Genomic DNA, 23638 nt, shown 5'->3' on the forward strand with positions numbered 1-23638 from the left:
TGCTGGCGGCTTCGACGGAGTGACACGTGATTGCTGTCCATCACGGATGCGCAATTCCCACACGTGCAACAGACGTGCGATGGCAGCCGGCGTTGGGGGAGCTACCCGGGGGGTGAGGGTGCGTTATCAGATCCACGTCGAGCAGGAGTTGCCCGCAGGGGCGCTCTGCCGATTTCTGGACGAGAGCTACGGCATCTCGCCGGACGCCGTCTACGTGGGACGCGTCGAGGATCGAGCAGTCGATGACCCTCGGCCGGTCGCCATGCTCAGCCCTCCACCGCACGACGAGGAGTTCGGCTGGATCCTGACCGGTGACACCGACCCAGCCGATGCCACCGGTCAGGGTGAACGAGAGTCGGCGATTACCTTGGCCCGCGCCTTCGGGGTGCGGGCGCTGGTCGACGACGGCAGCATCTACCCCAGCCGGTGGCTGCTGGTCAGCACCGACGGCAGCAGTGGCCGCGTCATCATCGACGAGGACGCGGCGGCCGACGGGCACCTGCGGGTGGTGCACGCCCTCGAACCGATCAGTGCGGAGCCGCACCTCGCCGTCACACCGCCGTCGAAGTGGGCAGGTGACTGGTGACCGACTGGTTAAGGCGGCGCCCGCACACCGTCGGCGACGCCCGACCTTCAGCTGGCGCGGCCCTCATGTTTGGCCGCCGCGATGAAGTCCGTCCAGGCCTGGGCGGTGAAGGTGAGTAGCGGTCCCGCGGAATCCTTCGAGTCGCGCACGGCGACAGCGTTGGGGAGGTTGATGGCGACCTCGACGCACGCGCCGCCGTTGTCGCCGCTACGGGTGCTCTTGCGCCAGACGGCGCCGGTCAGGTCAGTCATGCCGCAACTCCCCGGAGATCCTCTTGATCATGTCTTTCGATTCTGCCTCGCCGAGGGCCATCGCATCCAGCCCTCCCCAGACGCGTTCGTACGCGGCTAGCTCGTCGGGTTTGTCGAGGTAGAGCGCCCCGGTCAGCGACTCGCTGTAGACGACCGATGGTTCCGGGGCTGCTCTGCCGCCCTTGGTGGGTGGGAAGTCGAGGATCATGACGGTACCGGCGACCGCGCCGGGGTGTGGCCCCGCAGCCAGTGGTAGCACTCGGACGGACACATTCGGTAGCTCTGACACCCTGAGTAGGCGGTCGAATTGCGCGGTCATGACGTTGGGACCGCCGACCGTGCGTCGAAGCACTGCCTCTGACAACACCGACTCCAGCCGTGGCGCCGGAGGAAGCCGCCGGACGAGTAGCGCCTGCCGCTGAAGCCTTACTTGGACGGCGCGCTCCCTCTCCTCGTCGCTGAGGATCCTGCCGCGCCGGATCAGCGCGTCGGCGTAGCCCTTGGTCTGCAGGATGCCGGGGATCAGAGACTCGTCGAAGCCTCTGAGCCGCGAAGCGGCGGATTCCAGGCCGACGTACAGCTCGAACCAGTTCGGCACCGCATCGCCGTACGCGTGCCACCAGCCCTTCGACTTCGTCTCCACGGCCAGCCCGCGCATCGCCTCGGTCATCTCCGGCGACACCCCGTACAGCTCGCACATCGCCTTGACGTCGAGCACCCGGACGGAACCCTGGCCGCATTCGAGGCGCCAGATCTTCTGCCGGCTGTATTCGAGGGCCTCGGCGGCGGCGTCGAGGGTCACCCCGGCCTCGTTGCGGAACTGTCGCAGCAGCCGGCCGAGTTGCCGGCGCGGCACTGTCGATCCGATGTCTTCGGGCATCCGCACACTCCCTGGTTCCGTCTCGCAACACTGCGTGACCTGCTCCTGCAACTCCTACGGGTTTCAGCAAAGAAAGTCAATGCACAGCAGCGAAATTGCGGTTTAGAACGTTGCGTTTCCACTGCGGACTGTCGCAGGCTGATCACAGCACGGCGGCCGGCCGGTCCCCCCGAACGGCCGCCGTGCATCTCCGAAGATCCCTGCGCGGCGGGAAGGCAGGCAGACATGAACGCCAGCAATCAGCGACCAGAGCCGCCGCGCGGCGGCGCGACCTACCGCTCGGCCGCGTACACCGGTCTGCTGCCGTGGCAGGTGCGTGAGCGCCGCTTCCCGCCGGTCGGGCTCGGACGTCGCGGCCTGAACCCCGACGACGTGTACGCCTTCCTCGACCGGGTCGCCGGCGACATGGCCGCCGTCTACGCCGCGCTCGCCGAGAGTCGCCGCGAGACCGCCCGGATCAAGGCCGGTCTGCGTCGCTGGCAGACCGATCAGGCCCGCGCCCGCAACGAGCGGGACCAGACCAGATGAGCCAGCGGTACGTCATCCATCTGCCCGTCGTTGCCAACGATCTGCCTGCCGCGCAACGCCTGGCCCGGGTCATCGGCCGATGGATGCTGGTGCTGCCCATGGCAGAGCCGGGGGAGACCACCGTTTCCGCGGAGGACCAGCAGTTCCTCCGTCACCGGGTCTTCTGCGACCTGCGACTGCCCGGCGGTAGGCGTTGCCTCCTGCGCGACGGCCACGACGGCGACTGCTCCCGCCGCCTACGCCGCTGACGGAGCGCTGCCGGCGACGGACCGCCATGACACGGCTGAATGAGCAGGGCCATGACACGGTATGCGCCGGTCAGCTTCCAAAATGTCCGGCTCGGTCACAATGACTGCCGTCGTCGTGTGAGCTGGTGAACAGCGTTCGCTCGGCATCACGGTGATGATTCGGGGTGTGTCAGGCTCCGCCGGTGACGATCACGACGGCAGGCGCGCGATTTCTCGCCGCCTTCAATGACATCGAAAACCACTTCCGCTCCACCCTGCGGGCCGATGTGGCGGTCGGCTTCGCCCAACTGATCCGGGACTATGGGCAACGGCGGACGCTGTCGCAGCAGCAGCGGAACGCCCTGGTCGCGTTCGCCTCGCTGCGCAACGCGATCAGCCACGGCACCTACTACGGCGGCCGGCCGATCGCCGACCCGGTTGAAACCGTCGTGCAGGAAATCGAGCATCTTCGACAGCAGATCATCGAACCGCCGTTGGCGCTGACGGTCCTCAAATCCGGCAAGGTCTGCGCGGTGCGCCCGGACGACCCCATCAGCATCGCGCTGGAGCACGTCCGCGCATTCGGGTACTCACAGTTGCCGGTTTACGACGACGGCTACGTCGGCGTGCTGACCACCAACGCCATCGCGCGCTGGCTCGCCGATCAGATGACCAGGAACACGGGGATGGCCGAGGAGGAACCGGTTCGGCAGGTGCTTCGTTTCGCCGAACCAGGGGAGGGTGCGGTTCTGGTCCCCAGGGCGATCACCGTGGTGGAGGCGATCGACCTGCTCAGCCAGAGTTGTCTTGCCGGGCAACAGAGTATGGCGCTCATCATCACTCAGAACGGGAGGCGGACCGACAAGCCGTTGCGCCTGGTGGTTCCGTTCGACCTACCGATCTTGACTCAGGCGCTCGCCTTCAACTGAGCTGCCCAGGCCGGGATGGCGGATGGGCCCGGCACTGGCCGCGTCAGCCTAGGCCGTGCTCATCCAGGCCGGTGTTGAGAACCCACGCGAGCGGCATGGTCGCCTGGGTGACGTACTGGTCGCCGTCCAGGCGGTGCATGGTCACGGTCTGCGCCGAATCCTGATCCACTACCCAGTACTGGGGGATGCCGGCGGCAGCGTATTCGCTGCGCTTGGTCACCGTGTCGACGCCCTCGGAGCCGGGCGAAACGATCTCGACCACGAGGAGCACGTCGGCCACCGGCAGCCACACGCCATCTACCTGAGCCTTGCTCCATACAACCAGGTCCGGAATGCGCCCACCGACACCACCGTCACGGCCCGGGATGCGTAAGCCGACTGCTTGAGCGATGTGTTCCGCTGGAACACCGCCCTGGGCGAGCCACACCATGAGCCGGGTCGCGATGATCGCGTGGGTGTAGCCCGGCGGCGGCATGATCGAGACGACTCCCTCGGGGCTGATTTCGTACCGGTGGTTCTCGTCTGCGGCCATCATCGCCGTCAGGTCATCGAGCGTCACGACCGGGGGCATGTACCTGCCAACCGCCTCTGAGCTCATGGGCGCATAGTACCGGTTCGCAGTCCAACTCCTGCGACGATGGGACCGCACGGCGTCAGCGACCACCAGGGTTGCTTGATCCGGGGAACCCAGCCGAATAGGTGGCGTCGACCAGTTCCTGAAGGTGGCGGATGACATCGACCTTGTGTTCAGTTTCCGGAAGTTGTCGCTCGCCAGCCGCCACCAGGCCGTCGCGCCAGTGACTGACGATCTCCTCCTGCGCTGCGGCGGGCAAGTCGTCGATCCACACCGACCCAAGGTTGTTGTCGACGATCTCCTGCAGGTGGTTGGCGGTCTGCCTGTCCGAGAGGCGGGAAATCAGGAACTCCAGCGTCCAGTCGAACAACCCTCCGGTTGCGGTCCAGTCGACGCCTGGTTTCAGGACGATGAGGCCAGCCATTACTTCCCCACAACGAATACTCGTGGACCGAGGCGTCGGTCCCCAATGAACTGCTCGATCCGGGCGACCTGTTCCGGAGCGAACCGCGAGACGTCTACCGGCACCAGGTCTGCTTTATCTAAGTGTCGCTCGATCTGATACTGCAATTGCGGCCACTGACGGTCAAAGTACTGCCCCGGAAAGTTGCCCACCGCATCGTAGGTCCGGCCGGCATCGTCAACCCAGTCGGCTGAGGAATCCGCAGGAGCGCGATGCAGCCGCACGCCCAGTTCCTGCTCCAGACGAAGCGCCGTCTCCGCCTCACCCGGACGGAACCTTCCTGTGGCCGGATCCATGCCAAGGTCGTGGACTCGTTGCTGCTCCGTCAGGGAATGGGATGTTGTCTCGCGAGGTGGCTCAGGTTCCGGCGTGTTCCGGCCCGATGGCGATTCACCTCTCCGTAGCCGCCCCAACACCTGCTTGAGCTTCTCGATGAGGTCGGCGAGTCGGCGTACCTCCGGGATCAGCCGCCGCAGGCTGGCCAGCAACCCGCGCAGCAGCCGCGCGATCCGCGCACCCCACGACGCGACCAAGGTCGTCACCTGCTCCACGACCAGGGGCGCGGCCAGTCCGCCGGTGATGAGGAGTTCGCCCGCGTACACGATGATGCGGGACACGCAGGTGGCGATGGCGTCGCGGACGAGGAGCCGGACGGCGGCGACCAGGCCGGCGGCGCCTTCGGTGATCGCGGCCAGGGTGTCGGCGCCCTGGGCGAGGCCGGTGATGGCCTGGTGTTGTTCGGCGGCCCAGGCCCGGTAGGCGGGGCCGGCGCTGCCGCCCCAGCCGGCGACGTCGTTGCGCACCGCGCGGGCCAGTTCGGCGGCGTCGTCGCGCAGTGACCCGGCGACGGTACGCCAGGTCTGGGCGTGTGCGGTGATCTGCGCGGGGTCGCCGGCGAGCCAGTCCAGCGCCTCGCTGAGCGGCTTGACGTGTTCGATGAGCCAGGCGATCCCGTACTGGAGCAGCGCACCGACCGGGTCGGAGACGAGGGCGAGGGCGTCCAGCCCGGCGCTCACGACGCCGAGGCTGCCGTCGATCCAGCTGCCGTTGCGGATGCCCTGCGCGATGAGGTCGATGTCCTCGCAGATCCACACGCCCGCCCAGGCGCTGGGCGGGGTGTCCGCAGCGGTGGCGACGAGCGGGTTCGACGTCACCGGTGCTGCCGCACCCCGTCGAGCGGGTGCTGCCGCACCTCATCGGGCCGGTGCTGCCGCACGCTGTCGAACAGGTGTTGGGCATGGGCGTCGGAGCTGCGGTAGCGGTCCGCGCCGACCCGCAGCCTGCCGGCGGTGTCGCGGACCGACGTGGCGGCGGCGCCGATGCCGTCGACCACTGCCTGCTGGAGGCCGCCGAGCAGCACCGGCATCATCGCGCAGAGCTGCCCGTAGGCGTCAGCGCCCAACCGGACGTGCTGGCCTGCCTGGTGGGCGGTATCGAGACTGCCGGCGCAGCGGTCGAGGCGCGCGGCGTGGGCGGTCAGGTCGTCCGGGTCGACCTGGATGCCGTCACCGGCGGGCATCGTTCGACCTCTGGTCGGGGAGAAGCCGGCTGCGGTACGAGTCGATGATGGCCTGGGTGCTCGCGTCGTCGCCGAGCGTTTCCCCTGCTGCGGTGGTGACCTGTCGGAGCAGGTCGGCGCGGGCGGCGGCGGTGGTTTCCAGGATCTGCCGGGCGGTGTGGGTAGCTGATTGTTGCCGGATGCGCTCGTCGAGCCTGAGGTCGATCAGGATGCCGGTCGAGTCGACGGTGACCTCGACCGTCCGGTCGGCGTTGCGGGCGGTGCCGGTCAGGTCCCGCATCGTCGTCGACAGCGCCCTGGCGCGTTCCGCCCGTTCGGCGAGCGATGATTCCCACTCGTCGAGCCGGCGCGCCGCCGCGTCGAGCGCGGCGTCGTCCGCCCACATGTCGACCCTCCCCAGGGGAGCGCCGCCGACGGCAACCGGCGACCCCACGACACGTTACCAACCGGTGCCGCTGCGTGCATGCCCGCCAAGGTCGCCGCCCTCCCCGCGCGATCTTGCACTTTCTGTCGCGACAAATGACACGGAAGCCCGCAACCCGACCACCGAAAGCGCAAGATCGGCGCAGTGGGGGAGGGATGAGCGCGCGCGGTCGTCTTCGGCGGGGAGGAGTGGCAATCGGGGCCGTGTGACGGTCGGGTCGGCGAAGATTGTCCCCGTGACGAGCGACAACATGCGCCGGGGCTGGACCAGCCGAACGGCCTGGCAGGGGCGGATCAACGCTCCGCTGCGCCGGTTCCTGCGCACCGAGACCGGCGGCGCGCGGGTGGTGCTCATCGCCGCGGTGGCCGCTCTCGGCTGGGCGAACCTGCATGTGTCGTCGTACGAGTCGGTCTGGGGTACCTCCCTGTCGATCCAGCTCGGCGGATGGACCGTGTCGCACGACCTGCGTACCTGGATCAACAGCGGCCTGATGACGTTCTTCTTCCTGGTCGCGGGGCTGGAGTTGCGCCGCGAGTTCGACATCGGCGAGTTGCGGGAGCGGCGTCGCCTGGCGTTGCCCATGCTGGTCGGGATCGGTGGCATGCTCGTGCCGGTCGCGATCTATCTCGCGATCAACGCCGGGCGGACCACCGCCGCGGGGTGGGGCGCGGTGATGGCCACGGACACGGCGCTCGCGCTCGGGGCGCTGGCCGTCTTCGGGCCGCGGTTCTCGGAACGGTTGCGGGGTTTCCTGCTGACCGTCGCCGTCGTCGACGACGTGGTGGCGATCGCGGTGCTGGCCATCGCGTACCCGCACCATCCCTCGGTGACGGCGCTGGTCGTCGCGACGGTGATCTTCGGCGTCGTCCTGCTCATCCGGGCGTGGGGTGTGCAGTTCGGGCCGATCTACGGCCTGTTGGGGGTGGCGGCCTGGCTGGCGGTCTCGATGTCCGGTGTCGATCCGGTGGCGGTGGGCCTGGTGATGGGGTTGCTGACCTACGCGTACGCCCCCGGCCGCAGCGACCTGCAACACGCCAGCGACCAGTTCCGCCTCTTCCGGGAACAGCCCACCCCGCAACTGGCCCGCATGGCGCGAGCCGGGCTCACCGCCGCGCTGTCGCCGAACGAGCGGCTGCAGACGCTCTACCACCCGTGGGCCAGTTACCTGGTGGTGCCACTGTTCGCGCTGGCCAACGTCGGGATCGTGATCGACGGCGACCTGCTGGCCAGGGCCGTGACCTCCCCGGTCACGCTCGGCGTCGTGGTGGCGTACGTCGTCGGCAAGCCGGCCGGGATCGTGCTCACCGCGTGGCTGGTGGCCCGGCTGAGCGGTAACCGGTTCCGGCCGCCCGTCGGGTGGATCGCCGTCCTCGGGGTCGGCACGGTCTCCGGCATCGGGTTCACCGTCGCGCTGCTGATCGCCACCCATGCCCTGGACGGCCCGGCCCTGGACGAGGCGAAGTTCGGCATCCTCGTGGCCACGTTCGGCGCGTCCCTCGTCACCTGGCTGGTGTTCCGCTCCGTCGGCCGGCTCTCGCCGGCGCGGCGGTCACGCGCGCTGCTGGGCGTCACCGAGGGGATCGTCGACCTGATGTTGCCGGTCGACCCGGACCGCGACCACATGCGCGGGTCGCTCGAAGCGCCGGTGACGGTGGTGGAGTACGGCGACTTCGAGTGCCCCTACTGCGGGCAGGCCGAGCCGGTGGTCCGAGAGCTGTTGGCGGACTTCGCCAACGTCCGGTACGTCTGGCGGCACCTGCCGCTCACCGACGTCCACCCGCATGCCCAACTCGCCGCCGAGGCCGCCGAGGCGGCGGGGGAACAGGGCGCGTTCTGGGAGATGCACGACCTGCTGCTCGCCCACCAGGACGCGCTCAGCCCCACCGACGTGCTCGGCTACGCCGAGCAGCTCGGCCTGGATCTGGACGGGTTCCGGGAGCACATGGTGAAGCGGATGGGCGTGGACCGGATCGCCGAGGACGTCGACTCCGCCGACCTCAGCGGCGTCACCGGCACCCCGACCTTCTTCATCAACGGCCGTCGACACCACGGCGCGTACGACATCGCCGCACTCTCGGCGGCGGTGAAGGCGGCGTTCGCGAGCGCGAAGCTGCGCCCCGAGTACCGCCCCCGGGATCCCGATCGCCGCGAGGGCGGGCCGGCGAGGTGACCGCGCGGGCGCTGGTCGCCTCCAGCCAGGTGATTGACGGGTACGGGTGGGCGAGCACCTAGCCCAGCGCCGGTACTCGCGGCACCACCGGATCGGCGGCTGGGTCGGCGGCTGGGTCGCCGGGCCTCCGGGTGTGATCGGCGGCCGAGCGGGTGTTGCCGCGGGGGTGGGCATCTTCGGGGCGGATCCGTAGGTGGCGGTCGCTGCCTTTGGAGCTGAATCGTTTGCGGCATCGCCCGCTTGTCGGTGTGGGTGGTCTGATCGTTTGCGGGATCGCCGGCCTGGCGGTGGGCGGTGTGATCGTTTGTGGCATCGTCGGCCCGGCGGAGTGGACGGCTGATTCGTTTGTGACATCAGCTCCAAAGGCAATCCGCTAAGCCTGCCACGCCGAGCCGCCGAGCCGCCGAGCCGCCGAGCCGCCGAGCCGCCGAGCCGCCGAACCCGTGACACCCCGGAGCCCCACGCCCTCGCGATCCGATGGGCTTACAGCCCTCGCCGTGTGCGGGCGGCCGAGCCAGCAGGAAAGACGGCCACGGTCGATGTCCGGAGTGGAACAGCTGCGGAACGTGGTGGCGGAATCACGATGGACGCCGGCTCTTGACTCCCGGGAAACATCAGGCCACCATCTGACAACGTTGTCACGGATCCCCGCCGTCTGACAACGTTGTCACTTCTGGAGGCACGATGTCCGAGCCATCGCCGATTTCGCGGCGTACCTTCCTCTCCGCCGGTGCGACGCTGCTCGCCTCGGTCGGGGTGACAGCGGTCCTGCCGGACGCCCTCGCGTCCGCCGCCGGGCCGACGCCGAGCACCACCCCGACCACCACCGACCTCGCCCGGTACCGCCCGGTGGCGGTCTCCTCGACCGACTACGCCCCGACCCCCGCCACCTTCGCCGTGGACGGTCTGCCGCTGGTGGGCGTGCGGGGGAGCGGATGGCGGGCCGCCAACGGCGATCCACAGTGGATCTCGGTGGACCTCGAGGCGCCGTGCCGGGTCGAGGCCGTCTGCCTGGTCTTCGAGGCCACGCTCACCGACGCGCCGTTCGACGGCAACTACACCGACACCGACGGCGACGAGATCCTGTCCAGCGCCGCGACGGCGTACCGGATCGAGGTCTCCACCGACGGCCGTTCCTGGCGGTCGGTGTACGAGACCAGCGAGGGGCAGGGCGGCGTACAGACCATCAAGCTGCCGGAGCCCGTCACCGCCCGGTGGATCCGGATGACCGTCACGAAGCGCTCGAACAGCAACCCGGTGGGCCTCAACGGCTTCCAGGTCTACGGCGTACCGCTGGCCGGCCGGCCGAAGGCCGCTGGTTGGACCAGCTGGGAGGGCGGCAACACCGGCCCGGCCCCCGAGCTGAGAGTCGCCGCCGACGGTACGGTCCCGCTGGAGTCGGGCTGGTCGTTGACGATGGACGACTTCGCCGGCACCGCCGACGGCGCCGAACTCTCCCGCGCCGGTGTCGACGTCCGGTCCTGGCTGCCGGCGACGGTGCCCGGCACCGTGCTGGGCACCCTGGTCGAGCAGGGTCACCTGCCCGACCCCGTGGCCGGCTTCAACAACATGCGCATCCCGGAGGCGCTGTCACGGCACGCCTGGTGGTACCGGCGCGCGCTGCGACTGCCACGCGAGCTGGACACCTCGGCAGGCCGACGGATCTGGCTGGAGTTCGACGGGATCAACCACGAGGCGACCGCCTGGGTCAACGGCGTCCAGGTCGGCACCGTCACGCACCCGTTCGCGCGGGCGGCCTTCGACATCACCGACGCGTTGGCCGGTCACCGTGGCGAGCACGTCCTCGCCGTCCGGGTGACCCCGATGCCGCACCCGGGCACCCCCGGCGACAAGGGCCCCGACGGCCGTACCTTCCTCCAGTCGGCCCGCCACTACCTGGACGCGCCGACCTACCTGGCGGTGTCCGGGTGGGACTGGATGCCCGCCGTCCGCGACCGGGTCACCGGCCTCTGGGACCACGTCCGCCTGCGCAGCACCGGCGCCGTGGTCATCGGCGACCCGCACGTGCAGACCACGCTGCCCGACCTGCCCGGCACCGACACCGCCGAGGTCACCATCCGGGTGCCGGTCCGCAACGCGGCGGCCAGCGCCACCACTGTCACCGTCCGCGCCGAGTTCGACAAGGTACGCGTCGAGTCCACGGTGACCGTCCCCGCCGGCGCGAACACCACAGTCACCTTCAGCCCGCAGCGCTTCCCCGCGTTGCGGCTGCGCAAGCCCCGGCTCTGGTGGCCCAACGGCTACGGCGACCCGCACCTGTACGACCTCACCCTCACCGCCACCGTCAACCGCTCGGTCAGCGACCGGCGCGCGCTGCGCTTCGGCATCCGCGAGTTCGCCTACGACTGGCACCAGCCGGTCGTCATCTCGCCCCCCGGCAAGCCGGCGCTGGAGTTCGTCGACGGCGCCGCGACCCAGACGGTCACGTTCGACCGTCAGCACGCCCAGCACGTACGCATCCAGGCCGGCCAGCGCGCCACCGGTTGGGGCATCTCGATGTTCTCGCTGTCGGTCGCCGACGGCACCGGCCCGGATCTCGCCCTGCGCCGCGACGCCATCGCGTCGTCCTCGGAGAACGACGGCAACGGTCCCGGAAGGGCCGTCGACGGCGATCCGGCGACCCGGTGGGCCTCCCGGGCCGAGGACGACCAGTGGATCCAGGTCGACCTCGGCGCGGCGGTCGACTTCGACCGGGTCACCATCGTGTGGGAGCAGGCGTACGCGCTGGACTACCGCGTCCAGGTCTCCGCCGACGGGAACGCGTGGACCGACGTGAAGGCCGTCAGCAACGACACCCCGCTGGGCAGCCGCGCCACCCAGGTCGAGACGTTCCCCAGCCAGACCGCCCAGCACCTGCGCATCCAGACCGGTGCGCGGGCGACGTCGTGGGGTGTGTCCATGTGGGCGCTCTCGGTGCAGCGCCAGGCCGAGCCGGACGTCGACCTGGCGCTGCGCCGCACCGCCACCGCGTCGTCGTCCGACGGCGACTCCAACGGCCCGGAGCGGGCCGTCGACGGCAACCCGCGGACCCGGTGGTCGTCGAAGTTCGAGGACAACCAGTGGATCCAGGTCGACCTCGGCGCTCCCGTCGCGTTCGACCAGGTCACCATCGTCTGGGAGCAGGCGTACGCCCGCGACTTCGTCATCCAGGTCTCCGCCGACGGGCAGCGCTGGACCGACGTCAAGACGGTCAGCAACAAGATCACCGAACTGAAGATCACGGTGAACGGCGTGCCGGTGTTCGCCCGTGGCGGCAACTGGGGCTGGGACGAGCTGCTGCGCCGGGTGCTGCCCGACCGGCTGGCCGACACGGTCGAGATGCACCGCGACATGAACTTCACGATGATCCGCAACTGGCTCGGCAGCAGCAACCGCGAGGAGCTGTACCAGGCCTGCGACGAGCAGGGCATCCTGGTGTGGAACGACTTCTGGCAGGCCGGCGCGTTCCTGCCCAACCCGCCCGGCTACGTCGACATCGCCGCCGACACCATCCGGCGCTTCCGCCACCACCCGAGCATCGTCGTCTGGTGCGGCGCCAACGAGGGGGACCCGCCGCCGATCGTCGACGCCGGGCTCAAGCAGGCCGTCGCCACCGAGCACCCGGAGATCCTCTACATCCCCAACTCGGCCAGCGGCATCGTGAGCGGGCGTGGACCGTACGGCTGGGTCGACCCGACGACCTACACCGACAAGACGATCTACGAGGCGGACTCGTTCGGCTTCCACACCGAGATCGGCATGCCGGTGGTGTCGGTGACCGAGAGCATGCGCAACCTCGTCGGGGACGCTCCGGAGTGGCCGATCGGTGAGGTGTGGAACTACCACGACTGGTCGACGGTCGGTAACCAGCGCGTCGGCACGTACCAGGCGGCGATCGACGCGCGCCTCGGTGAGTCCGGCTCGCTCGACGAGTTCGCCACCCGGGCGCAGTTCGTCAACTACGAGAGCCACCGCGCCATGTTCGAGGCGTGGAACGCCAACCTGTGGCAGGACGCCACCGGTCTGCTGCTGTGGATGTCGCACCCGGCGTGGCACAGCACGGTCTGGCAGACCTACGACTACGACCTCGACGTGAACGGCGCCTACTACGGAGCCCGCAAGGGATGCGAGCCGGTGCACGTCCAGGCCGACCCGGGCACCTGGCAGGTGCGGGTGGTCAACCACACCGCCGCGCCGCTGAGCGGGGTCACCGTGAGCGCCCGACGCTACGACCTGAGCGGCCGGTCGTTGGGTCCGGCGCAGCGTCAGCGGGTGGACGTGGCCCGCTCGGCCACGAGGACGGTCTTCCCCCTCGCCGCGCCGGACGGCGGCGGGCTGCACCTGGTGCGACTGGAGCTGCGCGACAGCCGGGACCGGCTGCTCGCGGAGAACACCTACTGGCGCTACGACAAGGCCGAGCAGATGCGGGCGCTCAACGACGTGCCGCGCACCCGACTGTCGACGTCGTCGAGCACCGTACGCGTCGTGGACGGGCGCAACACCGTCACCACGACCGTCCGCAACCAGGGCCGTACGGTCGCCGCGCTGGTCCGGCTCGCCGTGCGCGACAAGGACGGCAACCGGGTTCTGCCGGCCCGCTACGACGACAACTACTTCTGGCTGCTGCCGGGGGAGACCCGGGAGGTACGGGTCTCCTGGCCGGCGCGGCCGGGCGTGGCCCGTCAGGTCACGGTGACCGCGCAGGCGTACAACTCCTAGGAGGACGGTGGGAAGCGGCGCTGAGCGGGCCGCTTCCCACCGGGGCCCGGCCGTCGGGTCACTTCTTCTTCAGCACGGCCTCGCGCCAGATCAGACCCGCGATGCTCGGCCTGACCTCGGTGGTGACCACCGCCATCGCCCGCCGGACGTACCGCTCGTCGGTCAGCTGCGCCAGCATGCTCGCCGCCAGGTCCGCGCGTGCCGTGAAGAGGCCGTCGGCGACGTCCTCGGCCACCTGGTAGCGGGTGACGGTCGGGTGGTCGAACAGCCCGGACGGTCGGGCGATGGTCCAGTCCAGGTCGCTCTCGCGGACGAGGGACTCCATCCGCCGCATGTCCTCGTGCGCGGTGCGGCCCGCCCTGCGGTTGAACAGCGGGTCCAGCACGTTGTTGAAGAAGAACTCGCCGGTCGGTCGCCAGGTGGGGTCGAGCACGCTGGAGCTGACGGTGATCAGGCGCTTGACCCCGTGGCGGTGCATGGCGGCCAGGATGTTCGCGTTGCCCGTCGAGTAGACGGTGATCGGCTTCGGGGTGAGCGGGACGCCCAGGCTGGACAGGACGGCGTCGCCGCCGGCCACCGCCCGGTCGACGGCGTCGAGGTCGGCGACGTCGGCGCTGACCACGGTGAGGCCGGGGCGCGGTGGCCCGGCGGGCGGGCGGCGGGTGACAGCGACGACCTCGTGGCCGGCGGCCAGAGCCTGTTCGGTGATCTGACGGCCGGTGGGGCCGGTGGCGCCGAAGACGACAGTGCGCATGTGTTCGCTCCTCGCTGGGGTTGACGGCGTTGACCGTGCCAGCGGGGAAGCGCAGTATTCAACCGTGTTGAATAAAACTCGGGGCCGGCCCCGCGGCAACCCCGACACCAAGGCCCGCATCGCGCGGGCCGCCCGCGAGCTGTTCCTGACGCACGGTTATCCGGGCACCACCCTGCGGGCCGTCGCCGCCGCCGCTGGCGTCGACGTGGCGCTGATCAGCTACCACTTCGGCTCCAAGCAGGGCCTCTTCAGTCAGTCACTGAACCTGCTCTGCGTTGATCCCACCGCTCTCGACCAGGCGTTGCGGGGCAACCGGGAGCAGTTGGCCGACCGTCTGCTGGACTCGGTCACCGGCTTGTGGGACGCCGCCGGGCCCGCGCAGAGCCGGATGGTGGTGCAGGATGACGCCACCATGCGCGCCCTGAGGGACTACCTGGACGGTGAGCTGCGCCTCCGCATCGCTGAATTTATCGGCGGGCCGGACGCGACGCGACGGGCCACCGCAGCGGTCGCTGTGCTGGGTGGGCTGATCTTCACGCGGTACCTGAACCCGATCCGCTCGGTCGGTGCGCTGTCCCCGGCCGATGTCCGGCGGGTCTTCCGGCCGGCGCTGCGCGCGGCCCTGTACGGCCGCACCCCGGCCTGAGAAGCCCCGTCACGGAGGTCTTGCGGCGGTCATCGTATACAACATACGCTCCCCGAATCGCCCACTTGAGGAGCTCTCCATGACGAACCTCTCCGTCCGCGAAACGACACTGCCCCGCCGTCGGGTGCTCCGGGCCGCGGTGGCGGCGGTTGCCGTCGTCTGCACGGCCGTCGCCTGCTCACCGGTGTCGAACAGCGATGGCGGCAACCCGTCCGGCGGCGACCAGTCGGCCGGCCAGGACGCCTTCGGCACGCCCGCGGACCCCGCCTCCGTGAAGCAGGGCGGCAACCTGGTCATCGCCCTCTCCGCCGAACCCGACGCGCTGGACCCGACACTGTCGAGAAGCCTCTACTCCCGCTACGTCTTCCAGGCGATGTGCGAGAAGCTCTACGACGTCAACGAGCAGGCGCAGGTCGTACCGCAGCTCGCGACGGCCCTGCCCACCACGAGCGACGACGGCCGGACGGTGACCATCCCGCTGCGGCCCGGCGTGCGCTTCGCGGACGGGACGGCGTTCGACTCGGCCGCGGTGAAGGCCACCCTGCAACGCCACCTCACCAACGCCCGGTCGGCGCGCAAGAGCGAACTCGGCCCCATCGACGGCGTCGACACCCCGGACGCGCAGACCGTCGTCCTCCGGCTGAAGCAGCCGTTCGCGCCGCTGCTCGGCGCCCTCGCCGACCGGGCCGGCATGATCATGAGCGCGCAGGCACTGCAGGCCCGGGGGGACGACTTCGCCTCGGCGCCGGTCTGCGTCGGTCCCTTCAAGTTCGCCAAGCGGGTGCCCCAGAACTCGATCGAGGTCGTGCGGGACCCGAACTACTACGACGCCAGCAAGGTGCACCTGGATGGCATCTCGTGGCGGATCCTCACCGACGCGAGCATCCGGGCTGCCAACCTGCGCTCCGGTGACGCGCAGGTGGCCGACTCCGTCTCCACCCAGGACGTCGCCTCGCTCCGGCAGGACGCCGCGGTCTCCGTCCTCCAGTCGCAGTCCCTCGGATACCAGGGCCTGACCATCAACGTCGGCAACGTCGACGGTGTCGGCACCACCCCCAAGCCCATCAACCGCCCGCTCGCCCAGAACGCCAAGGTGCGGCAGGCCTTCGAGCACGCCATCGACCGCAAGGCCCTGGTCGACGCGGTCTTCAACGGCGAACACGCCGTCGCCTGCTCCCCGATCTCGCCAGCGAGCACGTTCTCGTCCCCCGAGGCGCAGACCTGCCCGGCGCACGACCCCGCCAAGGCCAAGCAGTTGCTCGCCGAGGCCGGAGTGCAGACGCCGTACGAGGTGACGATGCTCGCCTCGAACACCCCTGACACGCTGCGCCTGGCCCAGGCGTTGCAGTCCATGGTCAAGGACGGCGGATTCGACCTGAAGATCAACCCGGTGGAGTATTCCTCGCTCCTCGACGAGCAGGACCGCGGCAACTTCGAGCTGCTGCAACTGGGGTGGAGCGGACGGATCGACCCGGACGCCAACATCACCAACTTCGTCGGCACCGGCGGCAGCCAGAACGTCGCCGGCTACCGCAACCCGCAGCTCGACACGCTGCTGACCCAGGCCCGCCAGGCCGGTGACGTCGAGCAGCGCCGCAAGCTGTATGGCCAGGCGGTCACCCTGCTGCAGCAGGACGACGCCCTGATCTACCTCTACCGGCAGCGCAACCTGACCGCCGTCAGCAAGCAGGTTCAGGGTTTGCAGGTCTACCCGGACGGCGTCATCCGGGCGGCCTTCGCCGGCTTCGGCAAGTAGGTCGTCGTGGCCCGATATCTGCTCACCCGTGCCTGGCAGTCGGCAGTGACCCTGCTGTTGTCGACGATCGTGGTCTTCGTCGGCGTACGGGCGCTCCCCGGCGACCCGGCCCTCGCGCTGGCCGGCGAGGACCGGTCGCCGGAGGCCCTGGAGGCCATCCGTCGGCACTACGGGCTGGACCAGCCGCTGCCGGTGCAGTTCGCCCAGTACGTGGAGCGGATGGCGCAGGGCGACTTCGGCGTGTCGATCCGCACGGGCACGCCGGTCTCGTCGATGCTCACGACCGCGCTGCCGGTGACCGTCGAGCTGTCCGTCCTGGCGATCCTCATCGCGTCGGCCCTCGGCGTCGGCGCCGGGGTGCTCGCGGCGGTCCGTCGTGGACGGCCGGCGGAGTGGCTCGCCAACGGCCTGGCCCTGATCGGCCTGTCGGTGCCGCACTTCTGGCTGGGGCTGCTGGCGATCCTCTACCTGTCCGTGGCGACCGGACTCTTCCCCGCCTCCGGCTTCGTGCCGATCCTGGAGGACCCGGTGGACAACCTGCACCACATCGTCCTGCCCGCGGTGATCCTCGGCACCGGCCTCGCCGCCATCATCATGCGGCAGACCCGCTCGGCGATGCTCGACTCGCTCTCCTCCGACTACGTGCGGACGGCGAAGGCGAAGGGGCTGCGACCGCGCGCCGTCATCACCCGGCACGCCCTGCGCAACAGCCTCATCGTGGTGGTGACCGTCGTGGGCCTGCAACTCGGCGGGCTGATCTCCGGCGCGGTCGTCACCGAACAGATCTTCGGGCTGCCGGGCTTCGGCAAGATGACCATCGACGCGGTGTTCCAACGGGACTACCCGGTGATCCAGGCCGTCGTCCTGCTCACCGCGGCGGCCTACATCGTGATCAACCTCTTCGTGGATCTGCTCTACTCGGTCATCGATCCCCGCATCCGGGTGACGGGAGATCCGGCATGACCGTCCTCACCGTACCGATGGCGGAGACCGGCACCGCCAGCGTCACCCGGCGTACCCGCGTGCTGCGGCGGCTGCGCCGAAACCCGCTCGCCGTCGTGAGTTTCGTCGTGCTCGCGCTGGCGGGCGTCATCGCCGTGCTGTCGCCCTGGCTCGCGCCCTACTCGGTCGACCAGACCGACTTCGCCCGTACGTTCGCACCGCCCGGCACCGCCGGGCACCTGCTGGGCACCGACGACCTCGGCCGCGACGTCCTCTCCCGCATCATGCTCGGTGCCCGGGCGTCGTTGCAGGTGGGGCTCCTCGCGGTGGCCACGTCCCTGGTCATCGGGGTGCCACTCGGGCTCGCGGCCGGCTACTTCCGGGCCTGGGACGCGGTGATCTCCCGCTTCACCGACCTGCTGCTGGCGTTCCCGTTCCTGATCATGGCGGTGGGGCTGGCGGCCATCCGGGGCGCCAGCCTCGGCAACGCCGCGGTGGCCATCGGCATCGCCCAGATCCCCGGGGTGATCCGGGTGGTCCGCTCGGACACCCTGCGCCTCAAGTCACTCGACTTCGTGGCGGCGGCCGTCGTCGACGGCGCGAGCGACCTGTGGGTGCTGGCCCGGCACATCCTGCCAAACGCGACGTCGGTGATCCTGGTGCAGGCCACCGTCGCCATCCCGGCCGCGATCCTCGGCGAGGCGGTGCTGTCGTTCCTCGGCCTCGGCATCCAGCCCCCGGCTCCCAGCCTCGGCACCATGTTGGCCACCGCCCAGCAGTTCGCCGCCCGCGCACCGTGGGCCGCCGTCCTGCCCGGCGTCGTCATCATGGGGCTGGCGCTGGCGTTCAACGTCTTCGGTGACGCCCTGCGCGACGCCCTCGACCCGAAGGGAGACCGACGATGACCACGGCCGGAGCGCCCGTGCTGGAGATCCGCGACCTGTCGGTGTCGTTCCCCACCGAGACCGGCACCGTCTCGGCGGTCGACGGTGTCAGCCTTGACCTCGCGCCCGGCGAGATCGTTGGGATGGTGGGCGAGTCGGGGTGCGGAAAGAGCGTCACCGCGATGAGCATCGCCGGGCTGCTACCGGGCAGCGCCCGGGTCACCGGCTCGGTGCGCCTGGACGGCACCCAGCTGATCGGGGCCCGCGAGGCGGCGCTTCGCCGGGTCCGGGGCCGGGAGATCGCCTACATCTTTCAGGAACCGATGACGTCGTTGAACCCGGTGCTCACCGTCGGGAGGCAGATCGGCGAGGTGCTCCAGGTCCACGAGCGGATGTCCCGGCGGGCGGCGCGGGCGCGCGCCGTCGAGTTGCTGACGCTCGTCGGGATCCCGTCCGCGGCCCAACGCGTCGACACCTATCCGCACCAGCTCTCCGGCGGCATGCGCCAGCGCGTGATGATCGCGATGGCGGTGGCCTGCGGCCCGAAGGTGCTGGTGGCCGACGAGCCGACCACCGCACTGGACGTCACAGTGCAGGCCGGCATCCTGCAGGTGCTGCGGAACCTGCGCGACCAGCTCGGCACGAGTGTCCTCATCATCACCCACGACCTCGGCGTGATCGCCGACATCGCGGACCGCGTCGTCGTCATGTACGCGGGACGGGTGGCGGAACGGGCACCGGTGGACGACCTGTTCGCCCACCCCCGACACCGGTACACCGCCGGTCTGCTGTCGGCGTCGCCGCAGCCGGGCCGGCACGCCGGGACGGACCGGTTGACCGAGATCCCCGGGCTGGTGCCCGTCCTGGCCAGCCAACCCGACGCCTGCACCTTCGCGGATCGCTGCCCGGCCGCCGACGAGCGGTGCCGCACGGCCGCCCCGCCGCTGGCGGGGGTCGGTGGCACCGACCACGTCGCGGCCTGCTGGCACCCGTGCGAGACGGCCCCTCAGGAGGCGAACCGATGACGCCGCAGCCGAACGCCCTGGAGATCACGGACCTGGTGATGCACTTCGGCCCGGTGCGTGCCGTGGACGGGGTGTCGCTGACCATCCCGCGCGGCCGGGTCACCGCCCTGGTGGGGGAGAGCGGCTCCGGAAAGTCGACGGTGGGCCGCTGCGTGGTGCGCCTCGTCGAGCCGACAGCGGGAACGGTGCGGATCGCCGGCACTGACGTCACCCACCTGTCCCGACGGCACCTGCGCCCCCATCGCGGCGCGGTGTCGATCGTCTTCCAGGACCCGGCCGCGTCCCTGGACCCGCGCATGCTGGTGGGTGAGATCGTGGCCGAGCCGCTGCGGCTTTCCGGCAAACGGATGTCCCGGCGCGAGCGGGAGGCCCGCGTCGCTCCCCAACTGGAACGGGTGGGCCTGCGCGCCGAGGTGGCCCGTCGCTATCCCCACGAACTGTCCGGCGGGCAACGCCAGCGGGTCAGCATCGCACGGGCACTGATCTCCGAACCGATGCTGCTCATCGCCGACGAACCGACCAGCGCGCTCGACGTGTCGGTGCAGGCGTCGGTGCTCAACCTCCTCGCCGACCTGCAACGCGACATCGGGTTCGCCTGCCTCTTCATCACCCACGACCTCTCCGCCGTCGAGTACCTGGCCGACGAGATCGCGGTCATGTACCTGGGGCAACTCGTCGAGCGGGGCAGCCGCGAGCGGATCTTCGCCCGGCCCGCCCACCCGTACACGCAGGCGCTGCTGTCCGCCGCGCCGGTGGCTGATCCGGTGCGTCAGCGCCACCGTCAGCCGGTGCTGCTCGGCGACGACCTGCCGTCCGCGCTCGACCCGCCGTCGGGCTGCCGGTTCCGGACCCGGTGCCCGCTCGCCTTCGACAGGTGCGCGACCGAGGTGCCGGCGCAGACCGCGATCGGCGACGGCATGGCCGCGTGCCACCTGGTCCAGCCGGACGGCACCGGCCCCGACGTTCGCACCGCAGATCCCAGTGAGGTGTTGTCATGACGTTCACCACCCGACCCACGTTGCAGGGCACCTTCGGCATGGTGTCCTCCACCCACTGGCTCGCCAGCCAGGCGGCGATGGGCATCCTCGAACGCGGGGGCAACGCGTTCGACGCCGCGGTCACCGCCGGGTTCGTCCTGCACGTCGTTGAGCCGCACCTGAACGGGCCGGGCGGCGAGGTGCCGGCCATCGTGGCCACCGCACAGGACCCCCGGCCGAAGGTGCTGTGCGGGCAGGGGCCGGCACCGGCCGGCGCCACCATCGCGCACTTCCGGTCCCTCGGGATGGACCTCATCCCGGGCGCCGGCCCGCTCGCGGCGGCCGTGCCCGGCGCCGTGGACGCCTGGCTCCTGCTGCTGCGTGAGCACGGCACGCTCACCCTCGCCGAGGTGCTGGAACCGGCCATCGGCTACGCCGGCGCCGGGCACCCGGTGGTGGGCCGGGTCGGTGACACGGTGGCCGCCGTCCGGTCGTTGTTCGAGGAACACTGGCCCACGTCCGCCGCGCTCTGGCTGCGCGACGGCCGGCCACCGGCCGCGGGGGAGTTGGTCACCAACCCGGCGTACGCGGACACGCTGCGTCGGCTCGTCGAGGCGGGACAGGCTGCCGGCGTCGACCGGGAGGCCCAGATCGAGGCGGCGCGCCGGGCCTGGAGCACGGGTTTCGTCGCCGAGGCGATCGACGCGTTCAGCCGGCGACCGTTCCAGGACTCCAGCGGACGCCCGCACGCCGGGCTGGTCACCGGCGACGACCTGGCGGCGTACTCGGCGAGCTGGGAGGCACCCGCCACCCTCGACTGGCACGGCTACTCGGTGGCGAAGACCGGGTTCTGGGGTCAGGGCCCGGTGCTGCTGGAGTCACTGGCCACACTGGACGCGCTCGACGACCCGGGCGCGTACGACCCGGGGGCCGCAGCCGGCGTCCACGCCCAGGTCGAGGCGCTCAAGCTCGCCTTCGCCGACCGGGAGGCCTGGTACGGCGACGGTGTCGACGTGCCCGCCAAGGCGCTGCTCTCCCCGCAGTACGCGCGGGAGCGGGCCGCCCTGATCGGCGACCGCGCGTCGGCGGAGCTGCGGCCGGGGCGTCCGGACGGTGCGCAGCCGCGCCTGCCGGCCCACGTCCGACCCGGTGCCGTCCGGCGTACCGGGTCGACGGATGCCGCGACGGGGGAGCCGACGGTGCAGTCGGACGGGGTGACCCGGGGCGACACGTGTCACGTGGACGTGGTCGACCGCTGGGGCAACATGATCTCCGCGACGCCCAGCGGCGGCTGGTTGCAGAGCTCCCCGACGATTCCGGAGCTCGGTTTCCCGTTGGGCAGCAGGTTGCAGATGTTCTGGCTGGAGGAGGGGCTGGCCTCGTCGCTGGCACCGGGCCGTCGCCCGCGGACGACGTTGAGCCCGACGATGGTGCACCGCGACGGTGAGCCGGTGCTGGCGTGCGGCACCCCCGGTGGCGACCAGCAGGACCAGTGGCAGTTGCCGTTCCTGCTGCGGCACCTCGTGGGTGGTCAGAGTCTGCAGGAGGCCATCGACGCGCCGGCGTGGCACACGGTCAGCCTGCCGGGGTCGTTCTATCCACGCGACATGCAGCCGGGTGTCCTGGTGGTGGAGGACCGGCTCGACGAGGGCGTGCTGGCGGCGCTGCGGGCGTACGGGCACGAGGTGCGGGTCACCGACGGGTGGAGCCTGGGCCGGCTCTGTGCGGTGACCCGCGACCCGGCCACCGGGCTGCTGGCCGCCGGTGCGAACCCCCGGGGGATGCAGGGTTACGCGTGCGGCCGGTAGCGGGTGCCGCGGCCACCTGAGCGTCAGCGGGCGGCGTAGCCGCCTTCGGCGTTCTCGTAGGCCGCGGCGGAGGCCGCGTCGAGGTGGTTGAGCGCGGCCCGCTCGGCGCGGTCGCCGTCGCCCGACTCGATGGCGTCGACGAGCTGGATGTGCTCGGCCCACGAGTGGGGGGCCCGTTCGGCCGCCCCGAGCCGGAAGATCCACTGCACATGGAGGTAGAGCGACTTGGCGATCGACGACAGCCAGGGGTTTCCGCTGATCTGCAGGATGCGCAGGTGCAGCGTGCTGTTGAGCTCGGCGACGCGGGCCAGGTCCTGCCGCTGCGTCGCCTCGCGACCCTGGTCGAGCAGGGCGCGCAGGGACGCCACGTCGGCGGCGGTGGCCCGCTCGGCGGCCAGCCGGGCGGCCAACGCCTCCAGCCGCTCGCGTACGGCGAACATGTCGGCGATGGTCCCGCTGCTCGGTGAGGCGACGACAGCTCCCCGGCGGGGGAGGATCACCACGAACCCCTCCGCCTCGGCGACCCGCAGCGCCTCCCGGACGGGGTTGCGGGAGACGCCGAAGTCCTCGGCGAGCCGGTCCTCGGTGAGCCGTTCCCCGGGAAGGTAGTCGCCGTCGATGATGGCGGTCCGCAGCGCGGCGAGGACCTGATCGCGGAGCGGCAGGTGTTGCGCGCCGAGCTTGTCCCGTAGGTCTTCAGCCACCTGGTCGCCTCTCCGTGAACGTGTCCGGACAAAGTGTATACGAAGAACAATCACCGGAAGGTGGCCGACAGTGTCGAGCACAGCGCCCCGCGTCACCCGCCCCCACGTCGCCGCACACCCAGACGATCGACTGCTGCGCCGACGGCACGCGCTCGTCGTCGTCCTCACCTTCCTGACCGGAACCGCCGACGCTCTCGGGTTCCTCGCCCTCGGCGGCGCGTTCGCCAGCGTGATGACCGGCAACATGGTCCTGCTCGGGCTCTCGGCGGGCCGGGGCGAGGCCGATTTGGCCCTGACGTCGGGCTGCGCCATCGTCAGCTTCATCGTCGGTGTCCTCGCGGGCGCCCGCGTCGTCGGCTCGGCGCAGCCTGACGACCCGGTCTGGCCTCGACGGGTCACCTGGGCGCTGGTCCTGGAGCTGTCGGTGTTCGTGGTGTTCGCCGTCGTCTGGGAGGTCACGCTGCACGCCCCCGACGCGCGCGTGCACCTGGCGCTGCTGATGCTGTCCGCTGTCGCGTTGGGCGTGCAGAGCAGCGCCATCCAACGCTTCGGCGTCTCCGGCCTGTCCTCCACGTACCTGACCGGCACGCTCACCAGCCTGATCGCCGGGGTCGCCGCCCGCAGCCCGTGGGCCGGCCTGCGGCCCAAGGCGCAGGTGCTGCTGGCCCTGATGGTCGGCGCGGCGGTCGGCGCCCTGGTCGCCCTGCACCTGCCGGTCGTCGCCCCGGCCCTGCCGCTGGTGCCGCTGGTGCTCGTCATCGTCGTGTCCGCGCGGATGCGGGGCTGACCGTGGTGGTGGCCCGCCGGTGTCGGTGGGGCCAACGCGGGATGGCGGAGACCCGCCATGTCCGTGCTCCGCCAGTGATCTTGCG

Annotated in this window: 23 protein-coding genes; 14 read left to right on the forward strand and 9 right to left on the reverse strand. The window is 70.7% G+C overall.

Annotation, left to right across the window (positions count from 1 at the left end; genetic code table 11):
* Positions 1-118: 118 nt before the first annotated feature.
* Complete coding sequence (locus AB0C03_RS29160; protein ID WP_030337123.1) at positions 119-586, forward strand: hypothetical protein; 468 nt, start codon at positions 119-121, stop codon at positions 584-586.
* Positions 587-633: 47 nt separating this feature from the next.
* Here the strand turns inward: AB0C03_RS29160 and AB0C03_RS29165 are convergent, their stop codons facing one another.
* Positions 634-837, reverse strand: coding sequence for a DUF397 domain-containing protein (locus AB0C03_RS29165; protein WP_357640270.1), 204 nt, complete (start codon positions 835-837; stop codon positions 634-636).
* Positions 830-1717 carry a helix-turn-helix domain-containing protein gene (locus AB0C03_RS29170; RefSeq protein ID WP_357640273.1) on the reverse strand — a complete coding sequence of 296 codons (888 nt, stop codon included), beginning with the start codon at positions 1715-1717 and terminating at the stop codon, positions 830-832. Before AB0C03_RS29170 ends, AB0C03_RS29165 begins: the two co-directional genes overlap by 8 nt.
* Positions 1718-1942: 225 nt before the next feature.
* On the opposite strand from AB0C03_RS29170, the gene AB0C03_RS29175 reads away from it, so the two are divergent.
* From AB0C03_RS29175 to AB0C03_RS29185, 3 genes are all read left to right on the forward strand, one after another.
* The gene (locus tag AB0C03_RS29175; RefSeq protein WP_357640276.1) at positions 1943-2245 is read left to right on the forward strand and encodes a DivIVA domain-containing protein; all 303 of its coding nucleotides are present in this window, start codon (positions 1943-1945) and stop codon (positions 2243-2245) included.
* Positions 2242-2493, forward strand: a complete 252-nt coding sequence (locus AB0C03_RS29180; RefSeq protein WP_357640279.1) for a hypothetical protein — start codon at positions 2242-2244, stop codon at positions 2491-2493. Before AB0C03_RS29175 ends, AB0C03_RS29180 begins: the two co-directional genes overlap by 4 nt.
* Before the next feature lie 182 nt (positions 2494-2675).
* On the forward strand, positions 2676-3401 hold the full coding sequence (locus AB0C03_RS29185) for a CBS domain-containing protein (RefSeq protein ID WP_357640281.1): 726 nt from the start codon (positions 2676-2678) through the stop codon (positions 3399-3401).
* 43 nt (positions 3402-3444) lie between these two features.
* Here AB0C03_RS29185 and AB0C03_RS29190 read toward each other — a convergent pair whose 3' ends face one another.
* Genes AB0C03_RS29190 through AB0C03_RS29210 form a run of 5 tightly spaced genes read right to left on the reverse strand, consistent with a single transcriptional unit; the run spans position 3445 to position 6342 of the window.
* Complete coding sequence (locus AB0C03_RS29190) at positions 3445-3999, reverse strand: Uma2 family endonuclease (protein ID WP_247680065.1); 555 nt, start codon at positions 3997-3999, stop codon at positions 3445-3447.
* Between the two features lie 55 nt (positions 4000-4054).
* A complete protein-coding gene (locus AB0C03_RS29195) occupies positions 4055-4399 on the reverse strand; it encodes a hypothetical protein (protein ID WP_210864394.1) in 345 nt (114 codons plus the stop codon).
* On the reverse strand, positions 4399-5592 hold the full coding sequence (locus AB0C03_RS29200) for a WXG100-like domain-containing protein (RefSeq protein WP_357640286.1): 1194 nt from the start codon (positions 5590-5592) through the stop codon (positions 4399-4401). The genes AB0C03_RS29195 and AB0C03_RS29200 overlap by 1 nt, the downstream gene beginning before the upstream one ends.
* Positions 5589-5957, reverse strand: coding sequence for a type VII secretion target (locus AB0C03_RS29205; RefSeq protein WP_357640288.1), 369 nt, complete (start codon positions 5955-5957; stop codon positions 5589-5591). Before AB0C03_RS29205 ends, AB0C03_RS29200 begins: the two co-directional genes overlap by 4 nt.
* On the reverse strand, positions 5944-6342 hold the full coding sequence (locus AB0C03_RS29210) for a YbaB/EbfC family DNA-binding protein (protein WP_357640291.1): 399 nt from the start codon (positions 6340-6342) through the stop codon (positions 5944-5946). Before AB0C03_RS29210 ends, AB0C03_RS29205 begins: the two co-directional genes overlap by 14 nt.
* Before the next feature lie 289 nt (positions 6343-6631).
* On the opposite strand from AB0C03_RS29210, the gene AB0C03_RS29215 reads away from it, so the two are divergent.
* Both AB0C03_RS29215 and AB0C03_RS29220 read left to right on the forward strand, forming a co-directional pair.
* Positions 6632-8551 carry a Na+/H+ antiporter NhaA gene (locus tag AB0C03_RS29215; protein ID WP_435823386.1) on the forward strand — a complete coding sequence of 640 codons (1920 nt, stop codon included), beginning with the start codon at positions 6632-6634 and terminating at the stop codon, positions 8549-8551.
* A 684-nt stretch (positions 8552-9235) separates the two neighbouring features.
* Entirely contained in the window at positions 9236-13270 is a 4035-nt protein-coding gene (locus tag AB0C03_RS29220; RefSeq protein ID WP_030337096.1) for a discoidin domain-containing protein, read from the forward strand.
* Positions 13271-13328: 58 nt separating this feature from the next.
* Here the strand turns inward: AB0C03_RS29220 and AB0C03_RS29225 are convergent, their stop codons facing one another.
* Entirely contained in the window at positions 13329-14024 is a 696-nt protein-coding gene (locus tag AB0C03_RS29225; RefSeq protein WP_030337095.1) for an NAD(P)-dependent oxidoreductase, read from the reverse strand.
* Positions 14025-14088: 64 nt separating this feature from the next.
* Between AB0C03_RS29225 and AB0C03_RS29230 the strand changes: the two genes are divergently transcribed.
* The 7 genes from AB0C03_RS29230 (at position 14089) to AB0C03_RS29260 (ending at position 22062) form a co-directional block, all read left to right on the forward strand.
* Positions 14089-14670: a TetR family transcriptional regulator gene (locus AB0C03_RS29230; RefSeq protein WP_030337093.1), complete on the forward strand. Its 582-nt coding sequence runs from the start codon at positions 14089-14091 to the stop codon at positions 14668-14670.
* A 79-nt stretch (positions 14671-14749) separates the two neighbouring features.
* On the forward strand, positions 14750-16426 hold the full coding sequence (locus AB0C03_RS29235; protein WP_081884111.1) for an ABC transporter substrate-binding protein: 1677 nt from the start codon (positions 14750-14752) through the stop codon (positions 16424-16426).
* A 6-nt stretch (positions 16427-16432) separates the two neighbouring features.
* Positions 16433-17389, forward strand: a complete 957-nt coding sequence (locus AB0C03_RS29240; RefSeq protein WP_030337089.1) for an ABC transporter permease — start codon at positions 16433-16435, stop codon at positions 17387-17389.
* Positions 17386-18273 (forward strand): ABC transporter permease, encoded by an 888-nt coding sequence (locus AB0C03_RS29245; RefSeq protein WP_030337087.1) that lies wholly within the window; start codon positions 17386-17388, stop codon positions 18271-18273. The genes AB0C03_RS29240 and AB0C03_RS29245 overlap by 4 nt, the downstream gene beginning before the upstream one ends.
* Positions 18270-19277: an ABC transporter ATP-binding protein gene (locus tag AB0C03_RS29250; protein WP_210860121.1), complete on the forward strand. Its 1008-nt coding sequence runs from the start codon at positions 18270-18272 to the stop codon at positions 19275-19277. Before AB0C03_RS29245 ends, AB0C03_RS29250 begins: the two co-directional genes overlap by 4 nt.
* Positions 19274-20275: an ABC transporter ATP-binding protein gene (locus tag AB0C03_RS29255; protein WP_210860120.1), complete on the forward strand. Its 1002-nt coding sequence runs from the start codon at positions 19274-19276 to the stop codon at positions 20273-20275. The genes AB0C03_RS29250 and AB0C03_RS29255 overlap by 4 nt, the downstream gene beginning before the upstream one ends.
* Positions 20272-22062, forward strand: a complete 1791-nt coding sequence (locus tag AB0C03_RS29260; RefSeq protein WP_357640302.1) for a gamma-glutamyltransferase family protein — start codon at positions 20272-20274, stop codon at positions 22060-22062. Before AB0C03_RS29255 ends, AB0C03_RS29260 begins: the two co-directional genes overlap by 4 nt.
* A 23-nt stretch (positions 22063-22085) precedes the next feature.
* Here the strand turns inward: AB0C03_RS29260 and AB0C03_RS29265 are convergent, their stop codons facing one another.
* On the reverse strand, positions 22086-22766 hold the full coding sequence (locus AB0C03_RS29265; protein ID WP_036412443.1) for a GntR family transcriptional regulator: 681 nt from the start codon (positions 22764-22766) through the stop codon (positions 22086-22088).
* A 70-nt stretch (positions 22767-22836) separates the two neighbouring features.
* Between AB0C03_RS29265 and AB0C03_RS29270 the strand changes: the two genes are divergently transcribed.
* Positions 22837-23553: a YoaK family protein gene (locus tag AB0C03_RS29270; RefSeq protein WP_051708826.1), complete on the forward strand. Its 717-nt coding sequence runs from the start codon at positions 22837-22839 to the stop codon at positions 23551-23553.
* Positions 23554-23638: the final 85 nt, after the last annotated feature.

Source organism: Micromonospora parva (assembly GCF_040649675.1).
Taxonomy (GTDB): domain Bacteria; phylum Actinomycetota; class Actinomycetes; order Mycobacteriales; family Micromonosporaceae; genus Micromonospora; species Micromonospora parva.

Bases quoted from the DNA above. Each gene is read 5' to 3' on its own strand.
- AB0C03_RS29165 (WP_357640270.1), bottom strand. From the start codon at position 837: ATGACTGACCTGACCGGCGCCGTCTGGCGCAAGAGCACCCGTAGCGGC.
- AB0C03_RS29170 (WP_357640273.1), bottom strand. From the start codon at position 1,717: ATGCCCGAAGACATCGGATCGACAGTGCCGCGCCGGCAACTCGGCCGG.
- AB0C03_RS29175 (WP_357640276.1), top strand. From the start codon at position 1,943: ATGAACGCCAGCAATCAGCGACCAGAGCCGCCGCGCGGCGGCGCGACC.
- AB0C03_RS29180 (WP_357640279.1), top strand. From the start codon at position 2,242: ATGAGCCAGCGGTACGTCATCCATCTGCCCGTCGTTGCCAACGATCTG.
- AB0C03_RS29190 (WP_247680065.1), bottom strand. From the start codon at position 3,999: ATGAGCTCAGAGGCGGTTGGCAGGTACATGCCCCCGGTCGTGACGCTC.
- AB0C03_RS29195 (WP_210864394.1), bottom strand. From the start codon at position 4,399: ATGGCTGGCCTCATCGTCCTGAAACCAGGCGTCGACTGGACCGCAACC.
- AB0C03_RS29205 (WP_357640288.1), bottom strand. From the start codon at position 5,957: ATGCCCGCCGGTGACGGCATCCAGGTCGACCCGGACGACCTGACCGCC.
- AB0C03_RS29210 (WP_357640291.1), bottom strand. From the start codon at position 6,342: ATGTGGGCGGACGACGCCGCGCTCGACGCGGCGGCGCGCCGGCTCGAC.
- AB0C03_RS29215 (WP_435823386.1), top strand. From the start codon at position 6,632: ATGCGCCGGGGCTGGACCAGCCGAACGGCCTGGCAGGGGCGGATCAAC.
- AB0C03_RS29220 (WP_030337096.1), top strand. From the start codon at position 9,236: ATGTCCGAGCCATCGCCGATTTCGCGGCGTACCTTCCTCTCCGCCGGT.
- AB0C03_RS29225 (WP_030337095.1), bottom strand. From the start codon at position 14,024: ATGCGCACTGTCGTCTTCGGCGCCACCGGCCCCACCGGCCGTCAGATC.
- AB0C03_RS29235 (WP_081884111.1), top strand. From the start codon at position 14,750: ATGACGAACCTCTCCGTCCGCGAAACGACACTGCCCCGCCGTCGGGTG.
- AB0C03_RS29245 (WP_030337087.1), top strand. From the start codon at position 17,386: ATGACCGTCCTCACCGTACCGATGGCGGAGACCGGCACCGCCAGCGTC.
- AB0C03_RS29250 (WP_210860121.1), top strand. From the start codon at position 18,270: ATGACCACGGCCGGAGCGCCCGTGCTGGAGATCCGCGACCTGTCGGTG.
- AB0C03_RS29255 (WP_210860120.1), top strand. From the start codon at position 19,274: ATGACGCCGCAGCCGAACGCCCTGGAGATCACGGACCTGGTGATGCAC.
- AB0C03_RS29260 (WP_357640302.1), top strand. From the start codon at position 20,272: ATGACGTTCACCACCCGACCCACGTTGCAGGGCACCTTCGGCATGGTG.